Origin of the sequence: Acidovorax sp. FJL06, assembly GCF_003852545.1 — a bacterium.
GTDB lineage: Bacteria > Pseudomonadota > Gammaproteobacteria > Burkholderiales > Burkholderiaceae_C > Acidovorax.
Genome location: NZ_QAJR01000001.1, coordinates 30,490 through 54,182, shown reverse-complemented (window position 1 = coordinate 54,182; position 23,693 = coordinate 30,490). Strand labels below are relative to the sequence as shown.

Genomic DNA, 23,693 nt, shown 5'->3' with positions numbered 1-23,693 from the left:
CCAGGCGCACTCCCCAGGAACGCAGCGCAAGGCATGCGTTGCGCTCGCCATAGCGTGAACGACGTGGTTGCATTGCAACTTAGTCATTTATTTTTTTACTGCAATGTATAAAATGAAGACTATGCAAACCCAGCCAACCAAAGTCTCGTTCAAAGAGCAGATGCACCAGGCGCGCGAGGAAGCCATCCTCCAGTCGGCTTGCCGCCTGCTGGGCGAAAAGGCCTTTGACGCCATGACCATGGACGACGTCGCCAATGCCGTGGGCATTGCGAAGGCCAGCCTCTACAAGCACTTCTGCAGCAAGGAAGAACTGTGCAGTGCTGCCATGGTGCAGATTCTCGGACGGGTGCAAACCTATTTGGCGGGCCTGCCCGCCGACATGCCGCCGCTGGACAAGCTGCGTGCCTTGGTGCGCTGGTCGCTTGAGCGTTTGCTGACCAATGAGATGCCCTTGCTTCCCAGCCGCAACTCCACGCTGCGTGCCGTGCTCATGGCCAACAAGGACTATCTCAATGGCCTGGTGGGCGTGAGCGATCAGATTGGCGAGTGGATCACCGAAGCCCAGGCCCAGGGCGTGATCAGCCCCGGCCTGCCGCCCATCGTGGTGCTGTACACCCTCTATGCCCGTGCCTGCGACCCGGTGGTGAGTTTTCTCAAGGAAAGCGGCCAGTATTCAGACGCGGAGATCGTGGACCTGGTAGTGCGCACCTGTTTTGATGGATTGGCGGCGCGGTAGCCCACCCCTGGTCTGACCAGGCACAAAAAAGCCCGGCACGCCGGGCTTTTTTGCGTGCGGGCCTTGCCTCTGTGTATCACTTGGGCAGGATCACCTTGTCCACCACGTGGATCACACCATTGCTGGTGAACACATCGGCGGCCGTGATGTTGCTGGTGCGCAGATTCTGGTCGGTGATCACCAGACTGGGGCTCACAGTGAAGCTCTGGCCTTGCACCGTGGTGATAGCGGTGTTGGTGGGCACCTCTGCCTTAAGTACGCGTGCTGGCACCACGTGGTAGGTCAACACCTTGGTCAACAGCGCGGTGTTGGCAAGCAGGCTCGCCTTGGTCACTCCCAGCTCGGTCAGCAGTGCGGCAAATGCGGCGTTGGTGGGGGCAAACACCGTGAACGGGCCGGTGCCCTTCAAGGTGCCTACCAGCCCTGCGGCTACCACGGCCTCGACCAGGATGCTGAAGTCCGGCAGCGCAGAGGCGGTGGCCACGATGTCCTTGTCGGCGGGCAGCAGCACCTTGTCCACCAAGTGCACTACACCATTGCTGGCCTGAATGTCGGTGCTGGTGATGGTGCTCACGCGGTTGCGGCCATCCGTGATCTTGAGTCCGTTGCTCGATTCAATCTTGAAGAAACCACCCGACACCGGGGTGATGGCTTTGCCCAGCGGCACATCGGCCCGCATCACCTTGCTGCCGAGCACGTGGTAGGTCAGCACGGCGGTCAGCAATGGCTTGTTGGCGAGCAGCGCTTCCTTGGTCACGCCCAGTTCGGTCAGCAATGCGGCGAAGGCGGCATTGGTGGGTGCGAACACCGTGAGCGTGCCAGTGCTGAGCGTGTTGGCCAGACCGGCCGCAGTGACGGCTTCGACCAGGATGCTCAGATCGGGGGTGTTCTTTGCCAGCTCGACGATGTTGCGTTGGGGCTCGTCGTCGCCGCCGCCACAGGCCTGCAGCAAGGTGCCAGCGCCCAGGGTGGCAGCCAGCAGGATGGTGCGGCGGTTGAATGCAGAGTTCATGGGTCGCTCCTCTCGGTATCGATGGATATGGCACGCCAGGATGGGCGTGGCGCGAATGTATAACCAATTGGTGCAAAAGTAAACCAATCGGTAATTTATAGAACCAATCGGTCTCGCAAGAGGCAAAAAAAAGCCCTGCACGGGCAGGGCGGGGGGCTGCGTGACGGGAGGGCCCCGGTAGGGAGCCCAGCCAGCCTTTCAGCGCACGATCAGCAGGGGCACTTTGCTGTGGGCGAGCACCTGGGTGGTGACCGAGCCCATCACCAGGGTGGCAATGGCGCCGTGGCCGTGCGAGCCCATGACCAGCAGATCGAACTTGCCGGTGTCTGCCACTTTGGCAATGGTTTCGCCCACGGAGCCCACCTTGACGCTGCGCTTGGCGTCCACGCCATGGCGGGCCAGGAATTTGCACACAGGGGAGAGGATTTTGTCGGCTTCTTCGGCGTGGTACGCATCCACGACGTCCTTGCCCAGGGCCGCACGGGCGCGGGCAGGCAGAGGGGCCTGCACTGTCAGGACGGTGTAGGTGTGGGTGCCGCCCAGCAGTTCTTCATGGGTGGCCAGATAGGCCAGCATTTTCTTGGTGTAGGCGCTGCCATCGACAGCAAGCAGGATGTTCATGGTGTTCTCCGAAAAGGGATAAGGCAGACTACTCTGCGCAGGTGCCTGTTGTCTTGACCTGGGTCATGCTTTTTTGTCCGGCGCGTGGCGAATTCTCTGGATTCGCGCCTGGATCATACGGTGACCGCCCATCGGGGCCGGAAGGTGGCCTGTTCACCCTTGCGGGCATAGCCCAGTGGATTGGCCACCACGCGGCACCTCCAGGCAGCCCCGTCGCTGTGCAAACCTTCTGCGATGTAGTCGCTGGGCGCATGCAGGTGTCCATGCAGCCACAGCTGCGCATGGGGCAGCAGGTGGTCCAGGGCGTTGCAAAAACCTGCCGTGCCAGGCACGAGGCCATAGCGCGGGTCTGCGCTCTTCAGGCTGGGCGCAAAGTGGGTGACGGCCACGGTGGGGCCGTCAAACGGCAGCTGCAATGTGGTGGCCAGCCATTCCTGGCAGGCCAGGGCCTGTTGGCGCAGGGGCTCTGCGAGAAAGGGCTCGCCATGTCGCGTGCCGCCGGTCTTGCGCAGGTAGAAGTTGGCGGCACGGAAGGCCTTGTCGCGCAGTTTCAGCCGCCGACCCAGGTCGGTGCAGCCCTCGTGGTCGGCCAGGGCGTCGAAGTCGCTCCAGAGCGTGGTGCCCACGAAGCGGATGCCCTGCAGCACCAGGGTTTCGCGCTCCAGCCAGGCGATGCCGAGCCGGTCGCAGGTCTGGCGCAGGCGCAGGTGGGCGGCGTCGAAGTCCTGCGCGTCGTACTCGTGGTTGCCTGGCACAAACAGCACTGGCGTGGGCCAGCCGGCGTGCTGGGGCAGGGGTGAAAAGCGGGCCAGTCCAAAATCATCGTCTGCCAGCTGCGAGCCGGGCTGGTAGGAGCCCACATCCCCTGCCAGCACCAGCACGTCGGCACCGGGGGCGGGTTCAGGGACAAAGTGGGGATGGGCCTCCAGGTGGAGGTCGGACAGGAGCTGGATGTTCATGCAGCACACAGTCTACGGGCTCTCCTGCTCCGGGAAGGTGCGCCGCGCAGAACGTGCCAGCGCGTGCAGCAGCCAGGTCATGGCCGCCTGCTGCGGGCCTCGTCGGCGCCATAGAGCGTCCACGTGCACGGGTGGCACATCCAGCGGCAAGGCCCTTTGCACCAACTTGTCGGCAATGCCGGTCACGGGCACAAAGTGGCGCGGCAGCACGGTGAGCAGGTCCGAGCCCGACACCACACGCCCGGCCGTGAAGAACTGGTTGACCGTAATCACCACCTTGCGCTCACGCCCCAGCGAGGCCAGGGCTTCGTCAATGAAACCAAAGGGGCGGCCTGAGAAGCTGACCAGCATGTGACGCGCCTTGCAGTAGGCGTCCAGTGAGAGGGGCGCATCTGCCAGCGGATGGCCCTGGCGCATCACACACACATATTCGCCGTCGTAGAGGCGGCGGCTTTCAAACGCGACGACGCCGCCCGACTGGGCACGCGCCGTCAGGTCCGCCAGCGCGGCCGGAAAGTAGCCCACGGCCATATCGGCAGCCTCTTCGTCCAGCAGGCGGCGGGGGTCGCGTGTCGTCAGAGGCAGCACACGGATGGCAATGCCGGGCGCTTCGCGCTCGATGATCTCGACCAGGGCAGGCACCAGCGTGGCGGCCGTGGCATCGGCCATGGCCAGCACAAAGGTGGATTCCGCAGTGGCCGGGTCGAAAAGGCCCGGGGCCAGGGACTCCTGCAGATGGGCCAGAGCCTCGCGCACCGGGGGCCACAGTGCCAGCGCCCGGGGGGTGGGCTCTACCCCTTGGCCGCTGCGCACCAGCAGCTCATCCCCCAGCACCTCGCGCAGGCGCCGCATGGCGTTGCTCACGGCGGGCTGGGTGATAGAGAGCTTGTGCGCAGCGCGCGTAAGGCTGCGCTCCTCCATCACCTCGTCGAAAACGCGCAGCAGATTCAGGTCCAGGGAGCGGAAGTTCAGGGGTGTCATGGCCGGTCATCACCATTGTGAATATCCATGATTCAAAATATAAACTTGAACATGCAAAGGGTAAACCCTAATATCACCCCATCGCCCGGCAATTTCGCCACAAGCGTTAGAAAAGGGAAACCGAAATGACCGCCTTTGCACACGTTGAATACCCCACCGAACACCCCGGCGTTGTCCGCGCCGAAAACGCCGCCGCAGCCCTGAAGGGCGCTGCCGCTCGCTTTGACGGCGCCCGTGGCGCGGCCTCCCTCCTGCTGGCGGCCGTGGTGTCCGCCCTGCTGGTGGTGGCCAACCAGGTGATCGACACCTGGAGCGAAGGCCACCTGCTGGCCGCCTGGATGGTGCTGTGGCTGGTGGCGTTTGCCGCTCTGGCCCTGCTCACCAGCCCCGCACGCCGCGCTGGCGTGGCCCTGCGCAGTGGTGCCCAGGCCTGGGCGACAAGCCGCCGCCGCGCCGCCGAAGACGAGCGCACCTGGCAAGTCGCCATGAAGGACCCCCGCATCATGGCCGAGCTGCACCATGCGATGGGCATCCCCACCGTGGACGACATCCGCAAGTACTACTGACACCACCGGGTCCGCCGCGCTGTGGGCGCGGGGGCGGGATGAAGGAAAAGCCGTGGCCTGCCACGGCTTTTTTTATGCCCGTAGCACCGTTGCGCGGCCCTGCCCAGGGGCCGGGCGGGCAAGAAAAAGCCGCCCCACCAGAAGGCGGGACGGCTTTGAAGGGAAAGCGCTTCAGATTTCAGGACGGCAGCATCAGGCTGCGAGGCGTTTCTCCAGCGCGGCCTTGGTGTCCAGCAGGGCCTGGGGCAGGTGGTAGGCCAGTTGCTCGAAGTGCGCATCGTGCAGCTTGAACTCCTCGGCCCAGGCGGCGTTGTCGATGCTGGTCACGGCGTCGAACTTCTGGGCGCTGAAATCCAGGCCCGTCCAGTTGATTTCGGTGTACTGGGGGGCCACGCCAAACATGGTTTCCTGGCCTGGGGCCTGGCCTTCGATGCGGTCGATCATCCACTTGAGCACGCGCATGTTGTCGCCATAGCCGGGCCAGACGAACTTGCCGGCCTCGTCCTTGCGGAACCAGTTCACGCAGAAGACCTTGGGCACGGCCTTGCCGGTGGCGGCGATCTTGCCTTCCATGTTGAGCCAGTGCTGGAAGTAGTCGCTCATGTTGTAGCCGCAGAACGGCAGCATGGCGAAGGGGTCGCGGCGCACCACGCCCTGGGCGCCAAAGGCGGCGGCGGTGGTTTCCGAGCCCATGGTGGCGGCCATGTACACGCCTTCGGTCCAGGTGCGGGCTTCCGTCACCAGCGGCACGGTGGTCGAGCGGCGGCCGCCGAAGATGAAGGCGTCGATCGCCACGCCATTGGCGTCATCCCACTGCGCGTCGAGCGCGGGGTTGTTGCCGGCGGCCACGGTGAAGCGCGAATTGGGGTGGGCGGCCTTGGCGCCGGTTTCCTTGGCAATCTGGGGTGTCCAGTCTTTGCCTTGCCAGTCGATCAGGTGGCCGGGCAGCTGGCCGCCGTGGTCCTTTTCCATGCCTTCCCACCACACGTCGCCGTCGTCGGTCAGGGCCACGTTGGTGAAGATCACGTCCTTGTCCAGGCTCTTCATGCAGTTGGGGTTGGTGTGCATGTTGGTGCCGGGGGCCACGCCGAAGTAGCCGGCTTCGGGGTTGATGGCGAGCATCTTGCCGTCGGCGTTGGGCTTGATCCAGGCGATGTCGTCACCGATGGTGGTGACCTTCCAGCCCGCAAAACCGGCCTCGGGCGGCACCAGCATCGAGAAGTTGGTTTTGCCGCAGGCGCTGGGGAAGGCCGCTGCCACGTGGTACTTCTTGCCGGCGGGGTTGGTCACGCCCAGGATGAGCATGTGCTCGGCCAGCCAGCCCTGGTCGCGGCCCATGGTCGATGCGATGCGCAGGGCCAGGCACTTCTTGCCCAGCAGCGCGTTGCCGCCGTAGCCCGAGCCGTAGGACCAGATTTCGCGCGTTTCGGGGTAGTGCACGATGTACTTGACCTTGGGGTTGCAGGGCCAGCTGGTGGTGTCCTTCTCGCCAGCGGCCAGGGGCGCGCCCACGGTGTGCATGCAGGGCACGAACTCGCCTTCCACGCCCAGCACGTCGTACACGGCCTTGCCCATGCGGGTCATCAGGCGCTGGTTCACCGCCACGTAGGCGCTGTCGGTCAGTTCCACGCCGATGTGGGCGATGTGGCTGCCCAGCGGGCCCATGCTGAACGGCACCACGTACATGGTGCGGCCCTTCATGCAGCCGTCAAACAGGGGCTGCAGCGTGGTGCGCATCTCGGCGGGCGCCATCCAGTTGTTGGTGGGGCCGGCGTCTTCCTTGGCGGCCGAGCAGATGTAGGTGCGGTCTTCCACGCGGGCCACGTCCGACGGGTCGGACCAGGCCAGGAAGCTGCCGGGGCGCTTGGCGGGGTTGAGCTTCTTGAACGTGCCGGCATCGACCAGCTGCTGGCACAGGCGGTCGTACTCTTCCTTGGAGCCGTCGCACCAGTAAATGGTGTCGGGCTTGCACAGGGCGGCCATGTCGGCCACCCAGGCGAGCAGCCGGGCGTTCTTGACGTAGGACGGGGCGTTGAGGTTCAGGCCCTGCATGGTGGGTGCGTTCATCGGGGGAGCTTCCTAAGTTGAAAAACAGTTTTTTCAAAGGAAGCGGACCCGGAGGATCGCGGCAAGGCCTGGCGCAGTTGCGGTGCTGAGCGCTGCCTTTGAAAAAACGGCTTACGTGCTCAGTCGGCGGGCGGGTGCGTGTGTCAGCCCCACGGGGTGGAGGCTATTCCACGGATTCCGCGGGTCGGCTGGGATGTCAATTTTATGAATCTGCCGCCCGTTTGTCTGTCAGACAGGGGGCAAAATTATGCAAAAATAACATGAGGTTATGCATCCATTTGCCCGGTGCTAGCGCATCAAAGGCTGGCCGAGCCGCCTGTCCAACGCTCGTAGCCGTTCTTGCGCAGCGCGCAGGCCGGGCAGGTGCCGCAGCCATAGCCCCAGGCATGCAGCGTGTCGCGCACGCCGTGGTAGCAGGTGTGCGAATCGTTCACGATCAGATCGACCAGCGCCTGCCCGCCCAGCGAGCGCGCCAGCTCCCAGGTCTCGGCCTTGTCCAGCCACATCAGGGGGGTGTCGAACGTGAAGCGCTGGCCCATGCCCAGTGACACGGCCACCTGCAGCGCCTTGAGCGTGTCGTCGCGGCAGTCGGGGTAGCCCGAAAAGTCGGTCTCGCACATGCCGCCCACCAGCGTGTGCAGCCCCCGCCGGTAGCCCACGGCGGCCGCGAGCTGGAAGAACAACAGGTTGCGCCCCGGTACAAAGGTGTTGGGCAGGCCGGCGGCGGTCATCTGGATCTCGGTGTCGCTGGTCAGCGCCGTGTCGCTGATGTGGCCCAGCACCGCCAGGTCGAGCATGTGGTCGTCGCCCAGCTTTTCCGCCCAGTGCGGGAACTGTGCACGCAGCGCCGACAGCACCGTCTGGCGCGCCTGCAGCTCGATGTGGTGGCGCTGGCCGTAGTCAAAGCCGATGGTTTCCACATGGGCAAAGTTGTTGAGGGCCCAGGCCAGGCAGGTGGTGGAGTCCTGGCCACCGGAAAAAAGAACGAGTGCGTGTCCGGGTCTCATGGGAAGTCTCCTCAGCGGATCAAACGGGTGTGCGGGACGAAAAAAAGCCCCGCGCTGCGGGGCTGGTCGTGGCAGTTGGCGGTGACCGCCAGAGCCATCAGGCCATCATCACGGCGATGAAGGCCAGCAGGAACATCATGATGCCGCCCACGACGGGCAGCACGATGGGCATCAGCGGCACCACATTTTCCACGGCGTCGGCCGAGTGTGTTTGAGGGGCGTGCGAGGTGCTGTGGTCAGACATGGTGGTGGCTCCAGATGCTTAAAACTTGCGCAATTCTAGCCGCGACCGTCCGTGCAGGGCACAAAACCGTGCCAGGGGCCGTTGGTGTGAGCGGATCGGGCGTGTTCGCGCGGGAATGGTGGGTTCGGTTGCGTCCGCACCTGCTCAGATCAGCACGGCCTCCATGCCCGCTGCGCGCAGCCGCCCCAACACCTCGTCCACATGGGCCTTGCTGCGGGTCTGCAGCACCAGTTCGATCTCTACGTTCTGCGCGGCCAGCAAGGTGAAGGCGCGCTGGTGGTGCACCTCGCCGATGTTGGCGCCCGCGTCGGCCACGGTGGCCGTGATGCGCGCCAGCACGCCCGGCACGTCGCGCGCGCTGACCTTGATGCGCGCCAGGCGCCCCGAGCGCACCATGCCGCGTTCGATGATGGCCGCCAGCAGCAGCGGGTCGATGTTGCCGCCACTGAGCACCAGCCCCACGCGCTTGCCCTGGAAGCGCTCGGGGTGGCGCACCAGCGCGGCCAGTCCGGCGGCGCCTGCGCCTTCGACCAGCGTCTTTTCGATCTCCAGCAGCATCAGCACGGCCTGCTCGATGTCGCCTTCATCCACCAGCAGCAGGTCGTCCACCAGGCGCTGCACCACCTCCTGGGTGATCTTGCCCGGTGTGCCCACGGCAATGCCTTCGGCGATGGTGGATTGGCCCATGGGGTGCTGCGTGTGGCGCACGGCGTTGACCATGGACGGGAACCGTGACGCCTGCACGCCCACGATCTCGATGCCCGGCTTGAGCGCCTTGGCGGCCGTGGCCATGCCGGCGATGAGCCCGCCGCCGCCAATGGCGACGACCAGCATGTCCAGGTCGGGCTGGGCGGCCAGCATCTCCAGCGCCACCGTGCCCTGGCCGGCCGCGATGGCCTCGTCGTCATACGGATGCACGAAGGTCAGGCCCTGGGTGTCGGCCAATGTGTAGGCATGCTGGCGGGCTTCTTCCAGGGTGTCGCCGTGCAGCACCACCTCGGCGCCAAAGCCGCGCGTGCGTTCTACCTTCACGCCGGGCGTGAAGCGCGGCATCACGATCACTGCGCGCAGGCCCAGGCGCTGCGCGTGGTAGGCCACGCCCTGGGCGTGGTTGCCGGCGCTCATAGCCACCACGCCGCGTGTGCGCTCTTCGTCGGTCAGCCGCGTGAGCCGGTTGCAGGCGCCACGCTCCTTGAAGGACGCCGTGAACTGCAGGTTCTCGAACTTGAGGAACACCTGCGCGCCCACGATCTGCGAGAGCGTCTTGGATTCCACACAGGGGGTGTCCAGCACCTGGCCTTGCAGGCGGGTGGCGGCGTCGCGGATGTCTTGGAGGGTCAGCATGGCGCCATTGTGGCGCAGGCAGCCCGGAGAAAGTGCGGGCCGAAGGGGGCTGCAGAAAAATGGCCGCCAGGGCAGGCTGGGTAAGCGCTGATGGCTATCAAAAAAGAAGCATCACTTGATGCCCAGCCGGCGCGCCAGCTTGTGCAGGTTGCTCGCGTCCAGCTCCAGTGCACGCGCCGCCTGCGCCCAGTTGCCCTGGTGCTGCGCCAGGGCCGCGGCGATGCAGGCGCGCTGGCAGGCGTCCACGGCGTTGCGCAGCGGGCCGGTGGGGGCGGGCAATGCGGGGGGCTGGGGGGCCAAGGCCGATGCCTCGGCGGGGGCGGCGAGGGGCGCCGCCGTGGTGGCCTCGGCATCCAGGTCGAGCAGCGCCGGCTCCAGCGTCACGATGTCGGCGCGGTTCACGCCCCGGCTCAGGGCCTTGAGGGCTGCGCGGCTGATCACATGCTCCAGTTCGCGGATGTTGCCGGGCCAGGGGTAGCGGCGCAGCGCCTCCTGCGCGCTGGCCGACAGCCGCAGGCTGCGCAGGCCCAGGCGCGCACGGTTGAGCTCCAGGAAGCGGCCCGCAATCAGCAGCACGTCGTTGCCCCGCTCGCGCAGCGGCGGGATGGGCACGGGGTACACCGACAGCCGGTGGTACAGGTCGGCGCGGAAGGCGCCATCGCGTACCTGCTCGCGCAGGTTGCGGTTGGTGGCGGCGATCACGCGGACATGAACGCGGCGCGGGCGGTCGGCGCCCAGGCGCTGGATCTCGCCGTTCTGCAGCGTGCGCAGCAGCTTGGCTTGCACGGCCAGCGGCAGCTCGCCCACCTCGTCGAGGAACAGCGTGCCGCCCTCGGCCGCCTCGAAGCGCCCGGGCCGGTCGGTCACCGCGCCGGAGAATGCGCCGCGCACGTGGCCGAAGAGTTCGCTCTCGGCCAGCGACTCGGGCAGCGCCGCGCAGTTCACATGCACCAGGGGCTTGGTGCGGCGCGGAGACTGGCGGTGCAGCAGGCGCGCGAACAGCTCCTTGCCCACGCCGGTTTCGCCCAGCAGCAGCACGGGCAGGTCCGAGCCCGCCACCACCTCCAGTTCGTGCAGCAGGCGCAACAGGGGCTCGCTCTGGCCGATGATTTCCATGTCGCCGTCGCCCGCGCGGGGGGCGCGCTCGTCGTCGGCGCTGCGGGTGTGGGGGGCGCTGCGCAGCGCCTGCACCTCGCGCTCCAGCCGCGAGATGCGCACGGCCGCCTCCACCAGCACCTTGCAGTCGGCCAGCGCCGCGCGTGCGGCCTCGCCAAAGGTGCCGGTCTGCAGCGCGTCGAGCGTCAGCACGCCCCAGGGCTGGCCGTCCACCTGCAGGCCCACGCCCATGCAGTCGTGCACGGGCAGGGGCTCGCCCACCAGGGTGTCGAGTAGGCCGTCGTAGGGGTCGGGCAGGGTGCTGTCGTGATCGAAGCAGGTCACCTCGCGCCGCGCCAGGATGGCCGCAAGCCGGGGGTGCTGGCCGATGGCGAAGCGCCGGCCCAGCGCCTCGCGCACCAGGCCATCCACGGCCACGGGGCGCAGGTGGTCTTCCTCCAGCTGCAACAGTGCCACGGCCCCGCAGTGAAAGCGGGTGCGCAGGTGGTCCACCAGCCGCTGCAGGCGCACAGCCTGGGGCAGATCGGTGGCCAGATCGGCCAACAGGGGGCTGTGGTCCATGGTGATATTTACCTTTGTTGGGTGAATTAGACCCTATTTGAAAATGGTGAAAAAAACCATGACCGCTGTAAGTGCTTGATTTGATGGCTCTTCAGCCCTGGCCCGCCGCTTGCGATAGGGGTAGTGACACCGATTCACCCGTTCAAAAAAGCCATGACCACAAGACCCCGATCCCCTGCGGCGCGCTGGCGCCACCCCGTTGTTGTTCGGATGCAGCAGGAGGCCCGCCATGGGTAACTACCGCAAGCTCTGGTTCACGCTGATCGGCGTGCTCATCGTCACCTTCAGCCTGCTGGGCTACTACGGTGCCGAGGTCTACCGCACCGCGCCGCCCATCCCCGCGAAGATCGCCACGGCAGGGGGTGAAGTGCTTTTCACCCACGACAGCATCCTCGACGGCCAGACCGCCTGGCAGTCGGTGGGGGGCATGCAGCTGGGCTCCATCTGGGGCCACGGCGCTTACCAGGCACCCGACTGGACGGCCGACTGGCTGCACCGCGAGCTCACGGCCTGGCTTGATGTCGCGGCCGAACGTGCGCATGGCAAACCCTTTGCCGAGCTGGATGCCGCAGCCCAGGCCGTGCTGCGCGACCGCATGAAGACCGAGTACCGCACCAACACCTACAACCCCGAAACGGGCGTGGCCATGGTGTCGTCCACCCGGGCCGATGCGATCGCGATGACCGCGCTGTACTACGACCAGCTGTTCAGCGACGTGCCCGCGCTGCACAAGACCCGCGAACATTTCGCCATGAAGGAGAACACCCTGCCCAGCGCCGAGCGGCGCGCGCAGATGACGGGCTTCTTCTTCTGGACGGCCTGGGCCGCCGCCACCGAGCGCCCTGGCACCACGGCAACGTACACCAACAACTGGCCCCATGAGCCGCTGATCGGCAACAAGCCCACGGCCGAGAACATGGTCTGGTCGGTGATGAGTGTGGTCGTGATGATGGCGGGCGTGGGCTTCCTCGTGTGGGGCTGGTCCTTCCTGCGCAAGCACGACGAGGTGGAGCCCACGCCACCCCAGCACGACCCGCTCTCGCGCGTGCCGCTCACGCCCTCGCAGCGCGCCCTGGGCAAGTATTTGTTCCTCATCGTGGCGCTGTTCAGCTTCCAGGTGCTGCTGGGCGGCTTCACGGCCCACTACACGGTGGAAGGCCAGCAGTTCTACGGCATCAACGTGTCGCAGTGGTTCCCGTATTCGCTGGTGCGCACCTGGCACATCCAGAGCGCGCTGTTCTGGATCGCCACGGGCTTCCTGGCTGCTGGCCTGTTCCTCGCGCCGCTCATCAATGGGGGCAAGGACCCCGCCTGGCAGAAGCTGGGCGTGGACATCCTGTTCTGGGCGCTGGTGGTGGTGGTCGTGGGCTCGTTCACGGGCAACTACCTGGCCATCGCGCAGATCATGCCGCCCGAGTGGAACTTCTGGCTGGGCCACCAGGGCTATGAATACGTGGACCTGGGCCGCCTGTGGCAGATCGGCAAATTCACCGGCATCGCCTTCTGGCTGGTGTTGATGCTGCGCGGCATCGTCCCGGCGCTGCGCACACCGGGTGGTGACAAGAACCTGCTGGCGCTGCTGACGGCCTCGGTGGTGGCCATCGGCCTGTTCTACGGCGCGGGTTTCTTCTACGGCGAGCGCACCCACCTGTCGGTGATGGAGTACTGGCGCTGGTGGGTGGTGCACCTGTGGGTGGAGGGCTTCTTCGAGGTCTTCGCCACCACGGCGCTCGCCTTCATCTTCTCGACGCTGGGGCTGGTGTCGGTGCGCATGGCCACCACGGCCAGCCTGGCCTCGGCCTCGCTGTTCATGCTGGGCGGCGTGCCCGGCACCTTCCACCACCTGTACTTTGCAGGCACCACCACGCCGGTGATGGCCGTGGGCGCAGCCTTCAGCGCGCTCGAAGTGGTGCCGCTGGTCGTGCTGGGCCACGAGGCCTGGGAACACTGGCGCCTGCAGCACCGCACGCCCTGGATGGCCCGCCTGCGCTGGCCGCTGATGTGCTTCGTGGCCGTGGCCTTCTGGAACATGCTGGGCGCGGGCGTCTTCGGCTTCATGATCAACCCGCCGATCTCGCTGTACTACGTGCAGGGCCTGAACACCACGCCGGTGCATGCCCATGCCGCGCTGTTCGGGGTGTATGGCTTCCTGGCGCTCGGGTTCACGCTGCTGGTGCTGCGCTACATCCGGCCGCAGCTGGTGTTCAGCGAGCGGCTCATGAAGACGGGCTTCTGGTGGCTCAACGCCGGCCTGGTGCTGATGATCGCCACCAGCCTGTTCCCCATTGCCCTGTTCCAGTTCCACGCCAGCGTGAGCGAAGGCCTGTGGTACGCCCGGGGCGAAGAGTTCATGCAGCAGCCCTTCATCCAGACGCTGCGCTGGGTGCGCACCTTCGGCGACGTGGTCTTCATCGTCGGCGCGCTGGCCATGGCCTGGCAGGTGGTGAGCGGTGTGTTCGGCTCGCGGGCCCCGGCCGAAGCAGGCCCCTACCTGGCCCAGGCCCGCCGCTGAAGGCCCTTCCCTTGCGTTGCCACCGCCACAAGCCGTGGCAGCGCATGGACCTCTTCATCCCACAAGGACACCCGACCATGAACCTCGACAAATTCAAGCACCAGCACACCGACATTCTGCGCAGCATTGCCACGCTGCGTGCGTTGGCCCATGCGGGCGTGCAGGGCAACGCCAGCGCCATCGCGCAAGGCATCGTGGCCATGAGCGGCACCATCAAGCTGCATCTGGCCGTGGAAGACCAGGTGCTGTACCCCGCGCTGCAGCGCGGTGGCAACCCCGAGCTGGCGCGCCTGGGCCGCCATTACCAGAGCGAGATGGCATCGATTGCCAGCGCCTACGACGCGTTTGCACGCCGCTGGAACACGGCCGAGACCGTGCGCCGCGATGCGCAGGGCTTTCGCGACGAGGCCAACGTGGTGCTGCGCCGGGTGTTCGAGCGCATGCAGCGCGAAGACCATGACTTTTATCCGCGCATCGAGGAGGAAGAAACCGCCGACTGCCGCTGAGCCACCGCACGCCATCCTGCACCCCCATTGCATGCCTTCGCATGCACCCCTGATCCATCGGTAGGGCCTGACGGCACCTTCCTTTCGCCGGCCTTTGTGCCGGCTTTTTTTTACCCTTGCTTACCGTCCCGCTTGTGTTGGGTCAAACTACCTATGGTGTTTGATGGGTATCGTGGACACCATAGGTAGTGTTTTTAATCCGTTCCATAGATTGATCGAACCCATGGCGCCCACCCTTGTCACCTTGCCCCGCGATGTTGTGTTGCGCAGTGGCCAGCGCGTTCCTTTTGACGCCGAACGCATCCGTGCCGCATTGGCCAGTGCGGGCCAGGCCTCGGGCGAATATGGCGCCGAAGAAGCCGCGCTGCTCACCGCGCAGGTCACCAAGGTGCTGATCCACCGCTTCCATGGCGACGCGCCCACCGTCGAGCAGATCCAGGACGTGGCCGAGCAGACCCTCATCGCCGCCAACCACCTGACCACGGCGCGCGCCTACATCGTCTACCGCGAGCAACACGCCACCTTGCGCGCCGACAAGCAAACGCTGGTCGATGTGGAAAGCTCCATCAACGAATACCTCACGCGCGCCGACTGGCGCGTGAACGCCAACGCCAACCAGGGCTACTCGCTGGGCGGGCTGATCCTGAACGTGGCGGGCAAGGTCACGGCCAACTACTGGCTGTCGCATGTCTACACGCCCGAGATCGGCGAGGCGCACCGCAATGGCGACCTCCACATCCACGACCTCGACATGCTCAGCGGCTACTGCGCGGGCTGGTCGCTGCGCACGCTGCTGCACGAGGGGCTGAACGGCGTGCCGGGCAAGGTGGAGGCGGGGCCGCCCAAGCACATGAGTTCGGCCGTGGGGCAGATCGTGAACTTCCTGGGCACGCTGCAGAACGAGTGGGCGGGCGCGCAGGCGTTTTCGTCGTTCGACACCTACATGGCGCCCTTCGTGCGCATTGATGCCATGGACTACGCCGCCGTGCGCCAGTGCATCCAGGAGCTGGTCTACAACCTCAACGTGCCCTCGCGCTGGGGCACGCAAACGCCGTTCACCAACCTCACCTTCGACTGGACCTGCCCCGACGACCTGCGCGAGCAGGTGCCCGTGATCGCCGGCAAAGAGATGCCGTTTTGCTATGGCGACCTGCAGGCCGAGATGGACCTCATCAACCGCGCCTACATCGACGTGATGACCACGGGCGACGCCAAGGGCCGGGTGTTCACCTTCCCCATCCCCACGTACAACATCACCAAGGATTTCCCCTGGGAGAGCGAAAACGCGCAGCTGCTGTTCGAGATGACAGCCAAGTACGGCCTGCCGTACTTCCAGAACTTCATCAATTCCGAGCTGGAGCCCAACATGGTGCGCTCCATGTGCTGCCGCCTGCAGCTCGATCTGCGTGAACTCTTGAAGCGCGGCAACGGCCTGTTCGGCAGCGCCGAGCAGACGGGCAGCCTGGGCGTGGTCACCATCAACTGCGCGCGCCTGGGCTACCAGCATGCCGGCGATGAAGCGGGCTTGCTCGCCGCGCTCGACCGCCTCATGGAGTTGGGCAAACAGAGCCTGGAGACCAAACGCAAGCTCATCCAGCGCCTCATGGACCAGGGCCTGTTCCCCTACACCAAGCGGTATCTGGGCACGCTGCGCAACCACTTTTCCACGCTGGGCGTGAACGGCATCAACGAGATGATCCGCAACTTCACGGCGGACCAGCACGACATCACCAGCGACTGGGGCCACGCCTTCGCGGTGCGCCTGCTTGACCATGTGCGCGAGCGCATGACGGCCTTCCAGGAAGAAACCGGCCACCTCTACAACCTGGAGGCCACACCCGCCGAAGGCACCACCTACCGCTTCGCCAAAGAAGATAAAAAGCGCTGGCCCGCCATCCTGCAGGCTGGCACGGCTGAGCAGCCCTACTACACCAATTCCTCGCAGTTGCCCGTGGGCTTCACCGACGACCCGTTCGAGGCCCTGATGCGCCAGGAGGCGCTGCAATCCAAGTACACCGGCGGCACCGTGCTGCACCTGTACATGGGCGAACGTGTCTCCAGCGGCAGCGCCTGCCGCGACCTGGTGAAAAGGGCACTCACGAACTTCCGCCTGCCCTACATCACCGTCACGCCCACGTTCTCCATCTGCCCCACCCACGGCTACCTGGCGGGCGAACACCCGTTCTGCCCGCGCTGCGACGAGGAGCGGCTGGAGGCCAAGCGCCGCCGCCTGGCTGCTTGAGGCCAAGCGGGCCGCTGGCGCTTGATGGATAAGCGCTATAAGCTATCAAAATTATAGCAATTCAACAAAAGCATTTCAACCCTGAAGGAGTTCACCATGAGCCATTTCTCCACCACTGAACACACCGCGCTGGCCGCCGTGCAGCTCACCGACGACGAACGCCAGCCTTGCGAAGTCTGGACCCGCGTGATGGGCTACCACCGCCCGGTGGCCAGCTTCAACACCGGCAAGCAGGGCGAGCACAACGAACGCCGCTTCTTCTCGGAAACCCGTGGCTGCAGCTACCACTGCTGAGGTGCCGCCGGCGCCAGCGCTGCGCCTGGGCGGCCTCACGCCGCTGACCACCATTGACTTCCCCGGCCGCCTCGCGGCCGTGTTCTATTGCCAGGGCTGCCCCTGGCGCTGCGGCTACTGCCACAACCCTGAACTGCTCGACGCCACGGCGCCGCCCGGGCTACCGTGGGAGCGCGCGTTGGCCTTCCTGAAAAGCCGCCGGGGCCTGCTCGACGGCGTGGTGTTCTCCGGCGGCGAGCCCACGCTGCAGGCCGCGTTGCCCGCTGCGCTGGCCGAGGTGCGGGCGATGGGCCTGCAGACGGCGCTGCACACCGGCGGCATGTACCCCGGGCGGCTCGCGGCTCTGCTGCCGTGCCTGGACTGGGTGGGCCTGGACATCAAGGCCCTGCCGCAGCACTACGACGCCATCACCGCCACGCCCGGCAGTGGTGGGCGCGCCTGGGAGTCGTTGGAGGCGCTGTTGGCCCACGGCACGGACCACGAATGCCGCACCACCTGGCACGCCGGCCTGTTCGGCGTGGACGAGCTGCTGGCGCTGGCCCAGGCGCTGGCGGCACGCGGCGTGCGCCGCTGGGCGCTGCAGGAATGCCGCGCGCCCGGTGCACCGGCCTGGGCGCTTTCGGAGAAACACCGCGGGCAGCTGGCCGCGTTGTTCCCGGTGTTCACCCTGCGCCGTGCCTGAGCGGCGCACGCAACTTTCCTGCACAGAAATTCGCTGTATGAAATGAACATGCGAATAAGCGCGGCATCCCACGCGCTTTGATGCGCATCAGAGGCACCTTGCACGGCCCGCGCGGATCATCCGGCACCACTTTGCAAGGAACCCTGCCCATGACCCCCCTCGGCCTCCAGCTGCTGCACGCGCTCCAAAACCATGGCGCGCGCGAGATCTTCGGCATCCCCGGCGACTTCATCCTGCCCCTGTTCAAGCAGATCGAAGACAGCGGCATCCTGCCGCTGGTCACGCTCAGCCACGAACCCTCGCTGGGTTTTGCCGCCGACGCGGCCGCGCGCATGCACTGTGGCCTGGGCGTGGTCGCCGTCACCTACGGCGCGGGCGCGCTCAACGTGGTCAACGCGGTGGCGGGCGCCTATGCCGAACGCTCGCCCCTGGTGGTGCTGGCCGGCTGCCCCGGTGAGGTCGAGGCGCATTCGGGCCTGGTGCTGCACCACCAGGTGCGGCATGTCGACTCGCAGTGGCGCATCTTCCGCGAGATCACCTGCGACCAGGTGCGCCTGTCCGACCCCGCCACCGCACCGGCCGACCTTGCCCGCGTGCTGCGCAGTTGCCGCGAGTTCTCGCAGCCGGTGCTCATCGAGGTGCCGCGCGACATGACGCTGCAACCCATGGCCGAGGTGCCCGTGCTGCCGCCCAGCCCCTTCAGCGCCGAGGCCGTGGCCGAATGCGCCGACGAATGGATGGCGCGCATCCAGGCTGCCCAGCGCCCCGTGCTGGTGGTGGATGTGGAAGTGCGCCGCTTCGGGCTGGAAACCCGCGTGGCCGAGCTGGCGCGGCGGCTGCAGCTGCCCGTGCTCACCACCTTCATGGGCCGGGGCCTGTTGGCCGAGGAGGGCGTGCCCTTCCACGGCACCTACCTGGGCGTGGCCGGCGCACCCGAGACCAGCGCGCTGCTGGACGACTCCGACCTGCCCGTGATGCTGGGCGCCATCCTGTCGGACAGCAACTTCGGCGTGAGCGCCCAGCGTTTGGACTTTCGCCGCGCGCTCATCGCCGCGCACCGCGAGGCGCGTGTGGGCCACCACCTGTACCCGAACATCCCCCTGGCCGCGCTGGTGGAGGCACTGCTGGCGCGCGCTCCGGCGGCGGGCAGCAAGCCCGCGCGCGCCCTGCCGCCCGCGCCGGTGTGCCCCGAGGGCCTGGTGGCCGACGACCAGCCCGTGTGCGCGGCCGACCTGAGCCGCGCGCTCAACGACCACCTCCGTGCCCACGGCCCCATGAACATCGTCGCGGACATCGGCGACTGCCTGTTCGCCGCCATGGAGCTGCTGCCCACGCCGCTGGTGGCGCCGGGCTACTACGCGTCCATGGGCTTCGGCGTGCCGGCCGGCATCGGCGCCCAGGTGGCCACGGGCCAGCGCAGCCTGATCCTGGTGGGCGACGGCGCCTTCCAGATGACGGGCTGGGAGCTGGGCAACTGCCCGCGTCTGGGGCTCGACCCCATTGCCATCGTGCTCAACAACCAGACCTGGGAGATGATCCGCGCCTTCCAGACCGAGTCGCGCTGCGCCGCGCTGGGCGACTGGCACCTGGCCCAGGCCGCCGACGCCCTGGGCGGGCGCGGCCACCGGGTCCACACGCGGGCCCAGTTCAAGGCCGCGCTGGATGCCGCATTTGCCGAACGCGGGCGCTTCCAGCTCATCGAACTCATGGTGCCGCCGGGCGACAGCACACCCACGCTGCGGCGGTTTTCCGACGGCATCCGCGCATTGCGGTCCGGAAAGTAGCGCTTGAGCGCCAGAGCGGCTGTGTCGCCAGCGTGCGGGGCCTAGCCCGCGCGCACCACCCGCAGCACATCCGCCCCATACGCCTCCAGCTTCTTCGCCCCCATGCCACTGATGCCCTGCAGGTCGTCCAGCGACCCAGGGTTGCGTTCGGCAATTGCCGCCAGCGTGGCGTCGTGGAAGATCACATACGCGGGCAGGTTGTGCTCGCGCGCCACCTCGGCGCGCCAGGACTTGAGGTTGATGAAGCGCACCTGCGCATCCGGTCCCAGGTTGGCGGCGGCCGCCGGGGGCGCGCTGCCCGTGCCCTTGCGGGTGCGCGCGCGTTTGGCCGGCGCGGCGGCGGTGGATTCGCGCAGCTGCACCGGCACCTCGCCCTTGAGCACGGCACGCGAGCCTTCGGTGAGGCTCAGGGTGTCAAAACTGTGGCCGCTCTCCAGCATCACTTTGTGCAGGCCCACGGCGCCGGTGGCCAGCAGCTGGCGCAGCACGCCGCGCAGCTGCGCTTCGGAATACTCCTTGCCCACGCCGAAGGTCGAGAGCTTGTCGTGCCCGAACTGCTGGACTTTCTCGGTGTCCTTGCCGCGCACGATGTCCATGATGTGGCCCGTGCCAAAGGTCAGGCCGCTGGCCGCGTGCACGCGGTAGATGGTGGACAGCAGCTTGCGCGCAGCGTCCGTGCCGTCCCACACCGCCGGTGGGTTCAGGCAGTTGTCGCAGTTGCCACAGGGGGTGGACTGCTCGCCAAAGTAGGCCAGCAGGCGCACGCGGCGGCAGTCGGTGGCCTCGGCCAGGGCCAGCAGCGCGTCGAGCTTGCCGCGCAGCGCCTGCTTGAACTCCTCGCCCGCAGGGCTCTCGTCGATCATGCGGCGCTGGTTCACCACGTCGTTCAGGCCATAGGCCATCCAGGCGTCGGCATTCAGCCCGTCGCGGCCCGCGCGGCCGGTCTCCTGGTAGTAGCCCTCGATGTTCTTGGGCATGTCCACATGCGCCACAAAGCGCACGTCGGGCTTGTCGATGCCCATGCCGAAGGCGATGGTGGCCACCATCACGATGCCTTCCTCGCGTAGGAAGCGGTCCTGGTTCTTCTGGCGCACCTTGGTATCGAGCCCCGCGTGGTAGGGCAGGGCCGTGAGGCCCGCGTCGCACAGCGTGGCGGCCAGTTCTTCCACGCGCTTCCTGGACTGGCAATACACCACGCCCGCCTCGCCCGCGTGTTCGCGCTCGATGAAGCGCAAGAGCTGCGTGGTCGCGTCCTTCTTCTCTTCAATGCGGTAGCGGATGTTGGGCCGGTCGAAACTGCTGATGAACAGGCGCGCATCCTCCAGCTGCAGCCGCTCGACGATGTCGGCCCGCGTGAGCGCATCGGCCGTGGCCGTGAGCGCGATGCGTGGCACGCCCGCGTAGCGCTCGTGCAGCACGGTGAGCGCCCGGTACTCGGGGCGGAAGTCGTGGCCCCACTGGCTCACGCAATGCGCTTCGTCGATGGCGAAGAGCGAGAGGTGCCCCTCGTGGTACAGGCTGTCAAGCAGGCCCAGAAAGCGTGGCGTGTTCAGCCGCTCGGGCGCGGCATAGAGCAGGGTGATGGAGCCGGTCTGCAGGCGAAATTCCACATCCTGCGCCTCGTCAAAGCTCAGCGTCGAGTTCAAAAACGCCGCATCCACCCCCGCCTCGTGCAGCGCGCCCACCTGGTCGTGCATCAGCGCAATCAGCGGCGAGATCACGATGGTCACCCCGCGCCCCTGCTGCTGGCGCACGATGGCCGGCACCTGGTAGCACAGCGACTTGCCGCCGCCCGTGGGCATGAGCACCAGGGCATCGCTGCCGGCGATCACATGCTCGACGATGGCCTGCTGGGGGCCACGGAACTGCTCGTAGCCGAAGACATCCTGCAGGACGGCCTGGGCAGGGGACGAAGCGGGGGACAAGCGAGAGGACAAACGGATACTCTGAATTTGATAGCTGGTAGCGCTTGTCCATCAAGCGCCAGGGGCCGATTGGGTCGGTATGGTGGCTGCGGCAGGCCTGGGCCCCGCGCGCGGCAGGCGCATATTGTGCGCTGCATGGGAGCCTCTGCACGAATCGAGCGGCCAGTGCGCGCTGCGGATCGGGAGGGGCTGTGGGGCGCAAAACGCAGCAGGCCGCCCGAGACCGCAGATGCACGCGGCGCGGTGATTTGTGCAGAGGGCCCCAAGGCCAGGGCGAGCGTGTTTTCTACAATAGCGGGCTATGCAAGCCCTTCACTACACGCGCGCCGCGCAACTGCCCGACATCCTCGCCCAACGCATCGCCATCCTCGATGGCGCCATGGGCACCATGATCCAGCGCTTCAAGCTGGGTGAGGCGCAGTACCGCGGCGAGGGCTACAGCGGCCCCGGCGCGGCGGGCGACCGCTTCAAGGACTTTGCCTACGACGTGAAGGGCAACAACGAGCTGCTCTCGCTCACGCGGCCCGACGTGATCAGCGACATCCACGAGCGCTACCTGGCGGCCGGCGCCGACCTGATCGAGACCAACACCTTCGGCGCGACAACCATCGCGCAGGAGGACTACCACATGGCCGGCCTGGCGCGCGAGATGAACCTGCGCTCGGCGCAGCTCGCCCGCGCCGCCTGCGACAAGTATTCGACGCCCGACAAGCCCCGCTTTGTGGCCGGCGCCCTCGGCCCCACGCCCAAGACGGCCAGCATCAGCCCCGACGTGAACGACCCGGGCGCGCGCAACGTCAACTTTGAGCAGCTGCGCGCCGCGTACTACGAGCAGACCGAGGCACTGGTCGAAGGCGGCTCCGACGTGCTGCTGGTCGAGACCATCTTCGACACCCTCAACGCCAAGGCCGCGCTGTTCGCCATCGACGAGTATTTCGAGAACAGCGGCCAGCGCCTGCCGCTGATCATCAGCGGCACCGTCACCGACGCCTCGGGCCGCATCCTCTCGGGCCAGACCGTGACCGCTTTCTGGCACAGCGTGCGCCATTCGCGCCCGCTGGCCATCGGCCTGAACTGCGCCTTGGGCGCCACGCTGATGCGCCCCTACATCCAGGAGCTGAACCGGGTGGCCGAGGACACCTTCATCAGCTGCTACCCCAACGCCGGTCTGCCCAACCCGATGAGCGATACCGGCTTTGACGAAACGCCCGAGATCACCAGCCGCCTGGTGCACGAGTTCGCCGCCGAGGGGCTGGTCAACATCCTGGGCGGCTGCTGTGGCACCACGCCCGACCACATCGGCGCCATTGCCAAGGCGGTGGAGAGCGTGCCCACGCGCAAGATGTTCTACCCCGCCGAGGCCTGAATCACCAGTCGTTTTGGCTGCTGCCGCCCGTCCAGCAAGCGGTAGAGGCTATAAAATATATAGCAATTTTCACGCTACCGCCATGCGGTAGCGCATTGCCGGGCGCCCGACTCTGCGGCACCCTTACGCCTTCGGCTGAAATTGGTCCTTTCCTTTGCCTGCACCCCCTGCACCCGGCCCTGCTCCCATGTCCGCCACCGTTACCGCCACCCTGCCAGACACTCCCGTTGCTGACGCTGATCCTGCCGCTGCCGAGAAAGCCGCCGCCCACGCCGCGCTCAAGCTCGAAAAGCGCCTGGTGCGCCAGGTCAGCCAGGCGATTGGCGACTTTGGCCTCATCGAGGACGGCGACAAGGTGATGGTGTGCGTGTCCGGTGGCAAAGACAGCTATGGCCTGCTCGACGTGTTGCACAAGCTGCAGCAGCGCAATGGCCACAAGTTCGAGCTGATCGCCGTCAACCTCGACCAGAAGCAGCCCGGCTTTCCGGCCCAGGTGCTGCCCGACTACCTGGCAAAGGTGGGCGTGCCCTTCCACATCGAAACGCAGGACACCTACAGCGTCGTCAAGGAGCACATCCCCGAGGGCAAAACGATGTGCAGCCTGTGCAGCCGCCTGCGCCGGGGCATCCTGTACCGCGTGGCCGACGAGCTGGGCGCCACCAAGATCGCGCTGGGCCACCACCGCGACGATATGCTGCAGACCTTCTTTTTGAACATGTTCTTCGGCGGCAAGCTCAAGGGCATGCCGCCCAAGGTGCAGAGCGACCGGGGCGACCACCTCATCATCCGCCCGCTGGCCTATGTGGCCGAAGACGACCTCACGCGCTGGGCGCAGATCCAGCAATTTCCCATCATCCCCTGCACGCTGTGCGGCAGCCAGGAGAACCTGCAACGCAAGCAGATCGGCCAGATGCTGCGCGACTGGCAGCAGCTCTACCCCGGCCGCATCGAGAACATGGCGGTGGCGCTGCGCAACCTGGTGCCCTCGCACTTCATGGACACGCGCCAGTTTGACTTCAAGGGCCTGGTGCCCAACGGTGTGGCCGACGCCGATGGCGACAAGGCCTTTGACGCCGAAGAACTGCCTGCGCAGGCCGTGGGCATGCTCGCGGGCCTGCCGCTGATGCCGCGCTGACCTGACACCGACGATTTTTAGATTGGGCCACCC

Annotated in this window: 20 protein-coding genes; 10 read left to right on the top strand and 10 right to left on the bottom strand. The window is 66.6% G+C overall.

What is annotated here, in order from left to right:
- Nucleotides 1-112 precede the first annotated feature (112 nt).
- Nucleotides 113-736 (top strand): TetR/AcrR family transcriptional regulator, encoded by a 624-nt coding sequence (locus DBV10_RS00210; RefSeq protein WP_124509443.1) that lies wholly within the window; start codon nt 113-115, stop codon nt 734-736.
- A gap of 76 nt (nt 737-812) precedes the next feature.
- On the opposite strand, the gene DBV10_RS00205 is transcribed toward DBV10_RS00210, so the two are convergent.
- The 4 genes from DBV10_RS00205 to DBV10_RS00190 form a co-directional block, all read right to left on the bottom strand.
- Complete coding sequence (locus DBV10_RS00205) at nt 813-1,748, bottom strand: fasciclin domain-containing protein (RefSeq protein WP_124509441.1); 936 nt, start codon at nt 1,746-1,748, stop codon at nt 813-815.
- Between the two features lie 198 nt (nt 1,749-1,946).
- Complete coding sequence (locus DBV10_RS00200) at nt 1,947-2,369, bottom strand: universal stress protein (RefSeq protein ID WP_124509439.1); 423 nt, start codon at nt 2,367-2,369, stop codon at nt 1,947-1,949.
- Between the two features lie 113 nt (nt 2,370-2,482).
- Nucleotides 2,483-3,328: a metallophosphoesterase gene (locus tag DBV10_RS00195; RefSeq protein ID WP_124509437.1), complete on the bottom strand. Its 846-nt coding sequence runs from the start codon at nt 3,326-3,328 to the stop codon at nt 2,483-2,485.
- A gap of 12 nt (nt 3,329-3,340) precedes the next feature.
- Nucleotides 3,341-4,309, bottom strand: coding sequence for a LysR family transcriptional regulator (locus DBV10_RS00190; protein ID WP_124509435.1), 969 nt, complete (start codon nt 4,307-4,309; stop codon nt 3,341-3,343).
- 125 nt (nt 4,310-4,434) lie between these two features.
- On the opposite strand from DBV10_RS00190, the gene DBV10_RS00185 reads away from it, so the two are divergent.
- Nucleotides 4,435-4,875: a hypothetical protein gene (locus DBV10_RS00185; RefSeq protein WP_124509433.1), complete on the top strand. Its 441-nt coding sequence runs from the start codon at nt 4,435-4,437 to the stop codon at nt 4,873-4,875.
- Between the two features lie 192 nt (nt 4,876-5,067).
- Here the strand turns inward: DBV10_RS00185 and DBV10_RS00180 are convergent, their stop codons facing one another.
- The 5 genes from DBV10_RS00180 to norR form a co-directional block, all read right to left on the bottom strand.
- Nucleotides 5,068-6,942: a phosphoenolpyruvate carboxykinase (GTP) gene (locus DBV10_RS00180; protein ID WP_124509431.1), complete on the bottom strand. Its 1,875-nt coding sequence runs from the start codon at nt 6,940-6,942 to the stop codon at nt 5,068-5,070.
- 296 nt (nt 6,943-7,238) lie between these two features.
- Nucleotides 7,239-7,949: a 7-cyano-7-deazaguanine synthase QueC gene (queC, locus tag DBV10_RS00175; protein ID WP_124509429.1), complete on the bottom strand. Its 711-nt coding sequence runs from the start codon at nt 7,947-7,949 to the stop codon at nt 7,239-7,241.
- Nucleotides 7,950-8,046: 97 nt separating this feature from the next.
- Nucleotides 8,047-8,193 (bottom strand): hypothetical protein, encoded by a 147-nt coding sequence (locus tag DBV10_RS22815; RefSeq protein ID WP_199740009.1) that lies wholly within the window; start codon nt 8,191-8,193, stop codon nt 8,047-8,049.
- A 144-nt stretch (nt 8,194-8,337) separates the two neighbouring features.
- Nucleotides 8,338-9,537: a threonine ammonia-lyase gene (locus tag DBV10_RS00170; RefSeq protein ID WP_124509427.1), complete on the bottom strand. Its 1,200-nt coding sequence runs from the start codon at nt 9,535-9,537 to the stop codon at nt 8,338-8,340.
- A gap of 111 nt (nt 9,538-9,648) precedes the next feature.
- Nucleotides 9,649-11,214: a nitric oxide reductase transcriptional regulator NorR gene (norR, locus tag DBV10_RS00165; protein ID WP_124509425.1), complete on the bottom strand. Its 1,566-nt coding sequence runs from the start codon at nt 11,212-11,214 to the stop codon at nt 9,649-9,651.
- 229 nt (nt 11,215-11,443) lie between these two features.
- On the opposite strand from norR, the gene DBV10_RS00160 reads away from it, so the two are divergent.
- The 6 genes from DBV10_RS00160 to ipdC all read left to right on the top strand — a co-directional run bounded on the left by DBV10_RS00160 (nt 11,444) and on the right by ipdC (nt 19,234).
- Nucleotides 11,444-13,726, top strand: a complete 2,283-nt coding sequence (locus tag DBV10_RS00160) for a nitric-oxide reductase large subunit (protein WP_124509423.1) — start codon at nt 11,444-11,446, stop codon at nt 13,724-13,726.
- A gap of 77 nt (nt 13,727-13,803) precedes the next feature.
- Nucleotides 13,804-14,232: a hemerythrin domain-containing protein gene (locus DBV10_RS00155; protein WP_124509421.1), complete on the top strand. Its 429-nt coding sequence runs from the start codon at nt 13,804-13,806 to the stop codon at nt 14,230-14,232.
- A 223-nt stretch (nt 14,233-14,455) separates the two neighbouring features.
- Entirely contained in the window at nt 14,456-16,474 is a 2,019-nt protein-coding gene (locus tag DBV10_RS00150; protein WP_199740008.1) for a ribonucleoside triphosphate reductase, read from the top strand.
- A gap of 96 nt (nt 16,475-16,570) precedes the next feature.
- Nucleotides 16,571-16,768, top strand: a complete 198-nt coding sequence (nrdD, locus tag DBV10_RS00145; RefSeq protein WP_124509417.1) for an anaerobic ribonucleoside-triphosphate reductase — start codon at nt 16,571-16,573, stop codon at nt 16,766-16,768.
- A complete protein-coding gene (locus tag DBV10_RS00140; protein WP_124509415.1) occupies nt 16,746-17,450 on the top strand; it encodes an anaerobic ribonucleoside-triphosphate reductase activating protein in 705 nt (234 codons plus the stop codon). Before nrdD ends, DBV10_RS00140 begins: the two co-directional genes overlap by 23 nt.
- A gap of 149 nt (nt 17,451-17,599) precedes the next feature.
- Nucleotides 17,600-19,234 (top strand): indolepyruvate/phenylpyruvate decarboxylase, encoded by a 1,635-nt coding sequence (gene ipdC, locus DBV10_RS00135; RefSeq protein WP_124509413.1) that lies wholly within the window; start codon nt 17,600-17,602, stop codon nt 19,232-19,234.
- Between the two features lie 41 nt (nt 19,235-19,275).
- Here the strand turns inward: ipdC and recQ are convergent, their stop codons facing one another.
- Nucleotides 19,276-21,159, bottom strand: coding sequence for a DNA helicase RecQ (gene recQ, locus DBV10_RS00130; protein WP_124509758.1), 1,884 nt, complete (start codon nt 21,157-21,159; stop codon nt 19,276-19,278).
- A gap of 301 nt (nt 21,160-21,460) precedes the next feature.
- Between recQ and DBV10_RS00125 the strand changes: the two genes are divergently transcribed.
- The gene (locus tag DBV10_RS00125; RefSeq protein WP_124509411.1) at nt 21,461-22,525 is read left to right on the top strand and encodes a homocysteine S-methyltransferase family protein; all 1,065 of its coding nucleotides are present in this window, start codon (nt 21,461-21,463) and stop codon (nt 22,523-22,525) included.
- Between the two features lie 187 nt (nt 22,526-22,712).
- Entirely contained in the window at nt 22,713-23,660 is a 948-nt protein-coding gene (gene ttcA, locus DBV10_RS00120; RefSeq protein ID WP_124509409.1) for a tRNA 2-thiocytidine(32) synthetase TtcA, read from the top strand.
- The last annotated feature ends 33 nt before the right edge of the window (nt 23,661-23,693 follow it).

Coding starts and splice junctions, on each gene's coding strand:
- DBV10_RS00210 (WP_124509443.1), top strand. CDS start 113: ATGAAGACTATGCAAACCCAGCCAACCAAAGTCTCGTTCAAAGAGCAG.
- DBV10_RS00205 (WP_124509441.1), bottom strand. CDS start 1,748: ATGAACTCTGCATTCAACCGCCGCACCATCCTGCTGGCTGCCACCCTG.
- DBV10_RS00200 (WP_124509439.1), bottom strand. CDS start 2,369: ATGAACATCCTGCTTGCTGTCGATGGCAGCGCCTACACCAAGAAAATG.
- DBV10_RS00195 (WP_124509437.1), bottom strand. CDS start 3,328: ATGAACATCCAGCTCCTGTCCGACCTCCACCTGGAGGCCCATCCCCAC.
- DBV10_RS00190 (WP_124509435.1), bottom strand. CDS start 4,309: ATGACACCCCTGAACTTCCGCTCCCTGGACCTGAATCTGCTGCGCGTT.
- DBV10_RS00185 (WP_124509433.1), top strand. CDS start 4,435: ATGACCGCCTTTGCACACGTTGAATACCCCACCGAACACCCCGGCGTT.
- DBV10_RS00180 (WP_124509431.1), bottom strand. CDS start 6,942: ATGAACGCACCCACCATGCAGGGCCTGAACCTCAACGCCCCGTCCTAC.
- queC (WP_124509429.1), bottom strand. CDS start 7,949: ATGAGACCCGGACACGCACTCGTTCTTTTTTCCGGTGGCCAGGACTCC.
- DBV10_RS22815 (WP_199740009.1), bottom strand. CDS start 8,193: ATGTCTGACCACAGCACCTCGCACGCCCCTCAAACACACTCGGCCGAC.
- DBV10_RS00170 (WP_124509427.1), bottom strand. CDS start 9,537: ATGCTGACCCTCCAAGACATCCGCGACGCCGCCACCCGCCTGCAAGGC.
- norR (WP_124509425.1), bottom strand. CDS start 11,214: ATGGACCACAGCCCCCTGTTGGCCGATCTGGCCACCGATCTGCCCCAG.
- DBV10_RS00160 (WP_124509423.1), top strand. CDS start 11,444: ATGGGTAACTACCGCAAGCTCTGGTTCACGCTGATCGGCGTGCTCATC.
- DBV10_RS00155 (WP_124509421.1), top strand. CDS start 13,804: ATGAACCTCGACAAATTCAAGCACCAGCACACCGACATTCTGCGCAGC.
- DBV10_RS00150 (WP_199740008.1), top strand. CDS start 14,456: ATGGCGCCCACCCTTGTCACCTTGCCCCGCGATGTTGTGTTGCGCAGT.
- nrdD (WP_124509417.1), top strand. CDS start 16,571: ATGAGCCATTTCTCCACCACTGAACACACCGCGCTGGCCGCCGTGCAG.
- ipdC (WP_124509413.1), top strand. CDS start 17,600: ATGACCCCCCTCGGCCTCCAGCTGCTGCACGCGCTCCAAAACCATGGC.
- DBV10_RS00125 (WP_124509411.1), top strand. CDS start 21,461: ATGCAAGCCCTTCACTACACGCGCGCCGCGCAACTGCCCGACATCCTC.
- ttcA (WP_124509409.1), top strand. CDS start 22,713: ATGTCCGCCACCGTTACCGCCACCCTGCCAGACACTCCCGTTGCTGAC.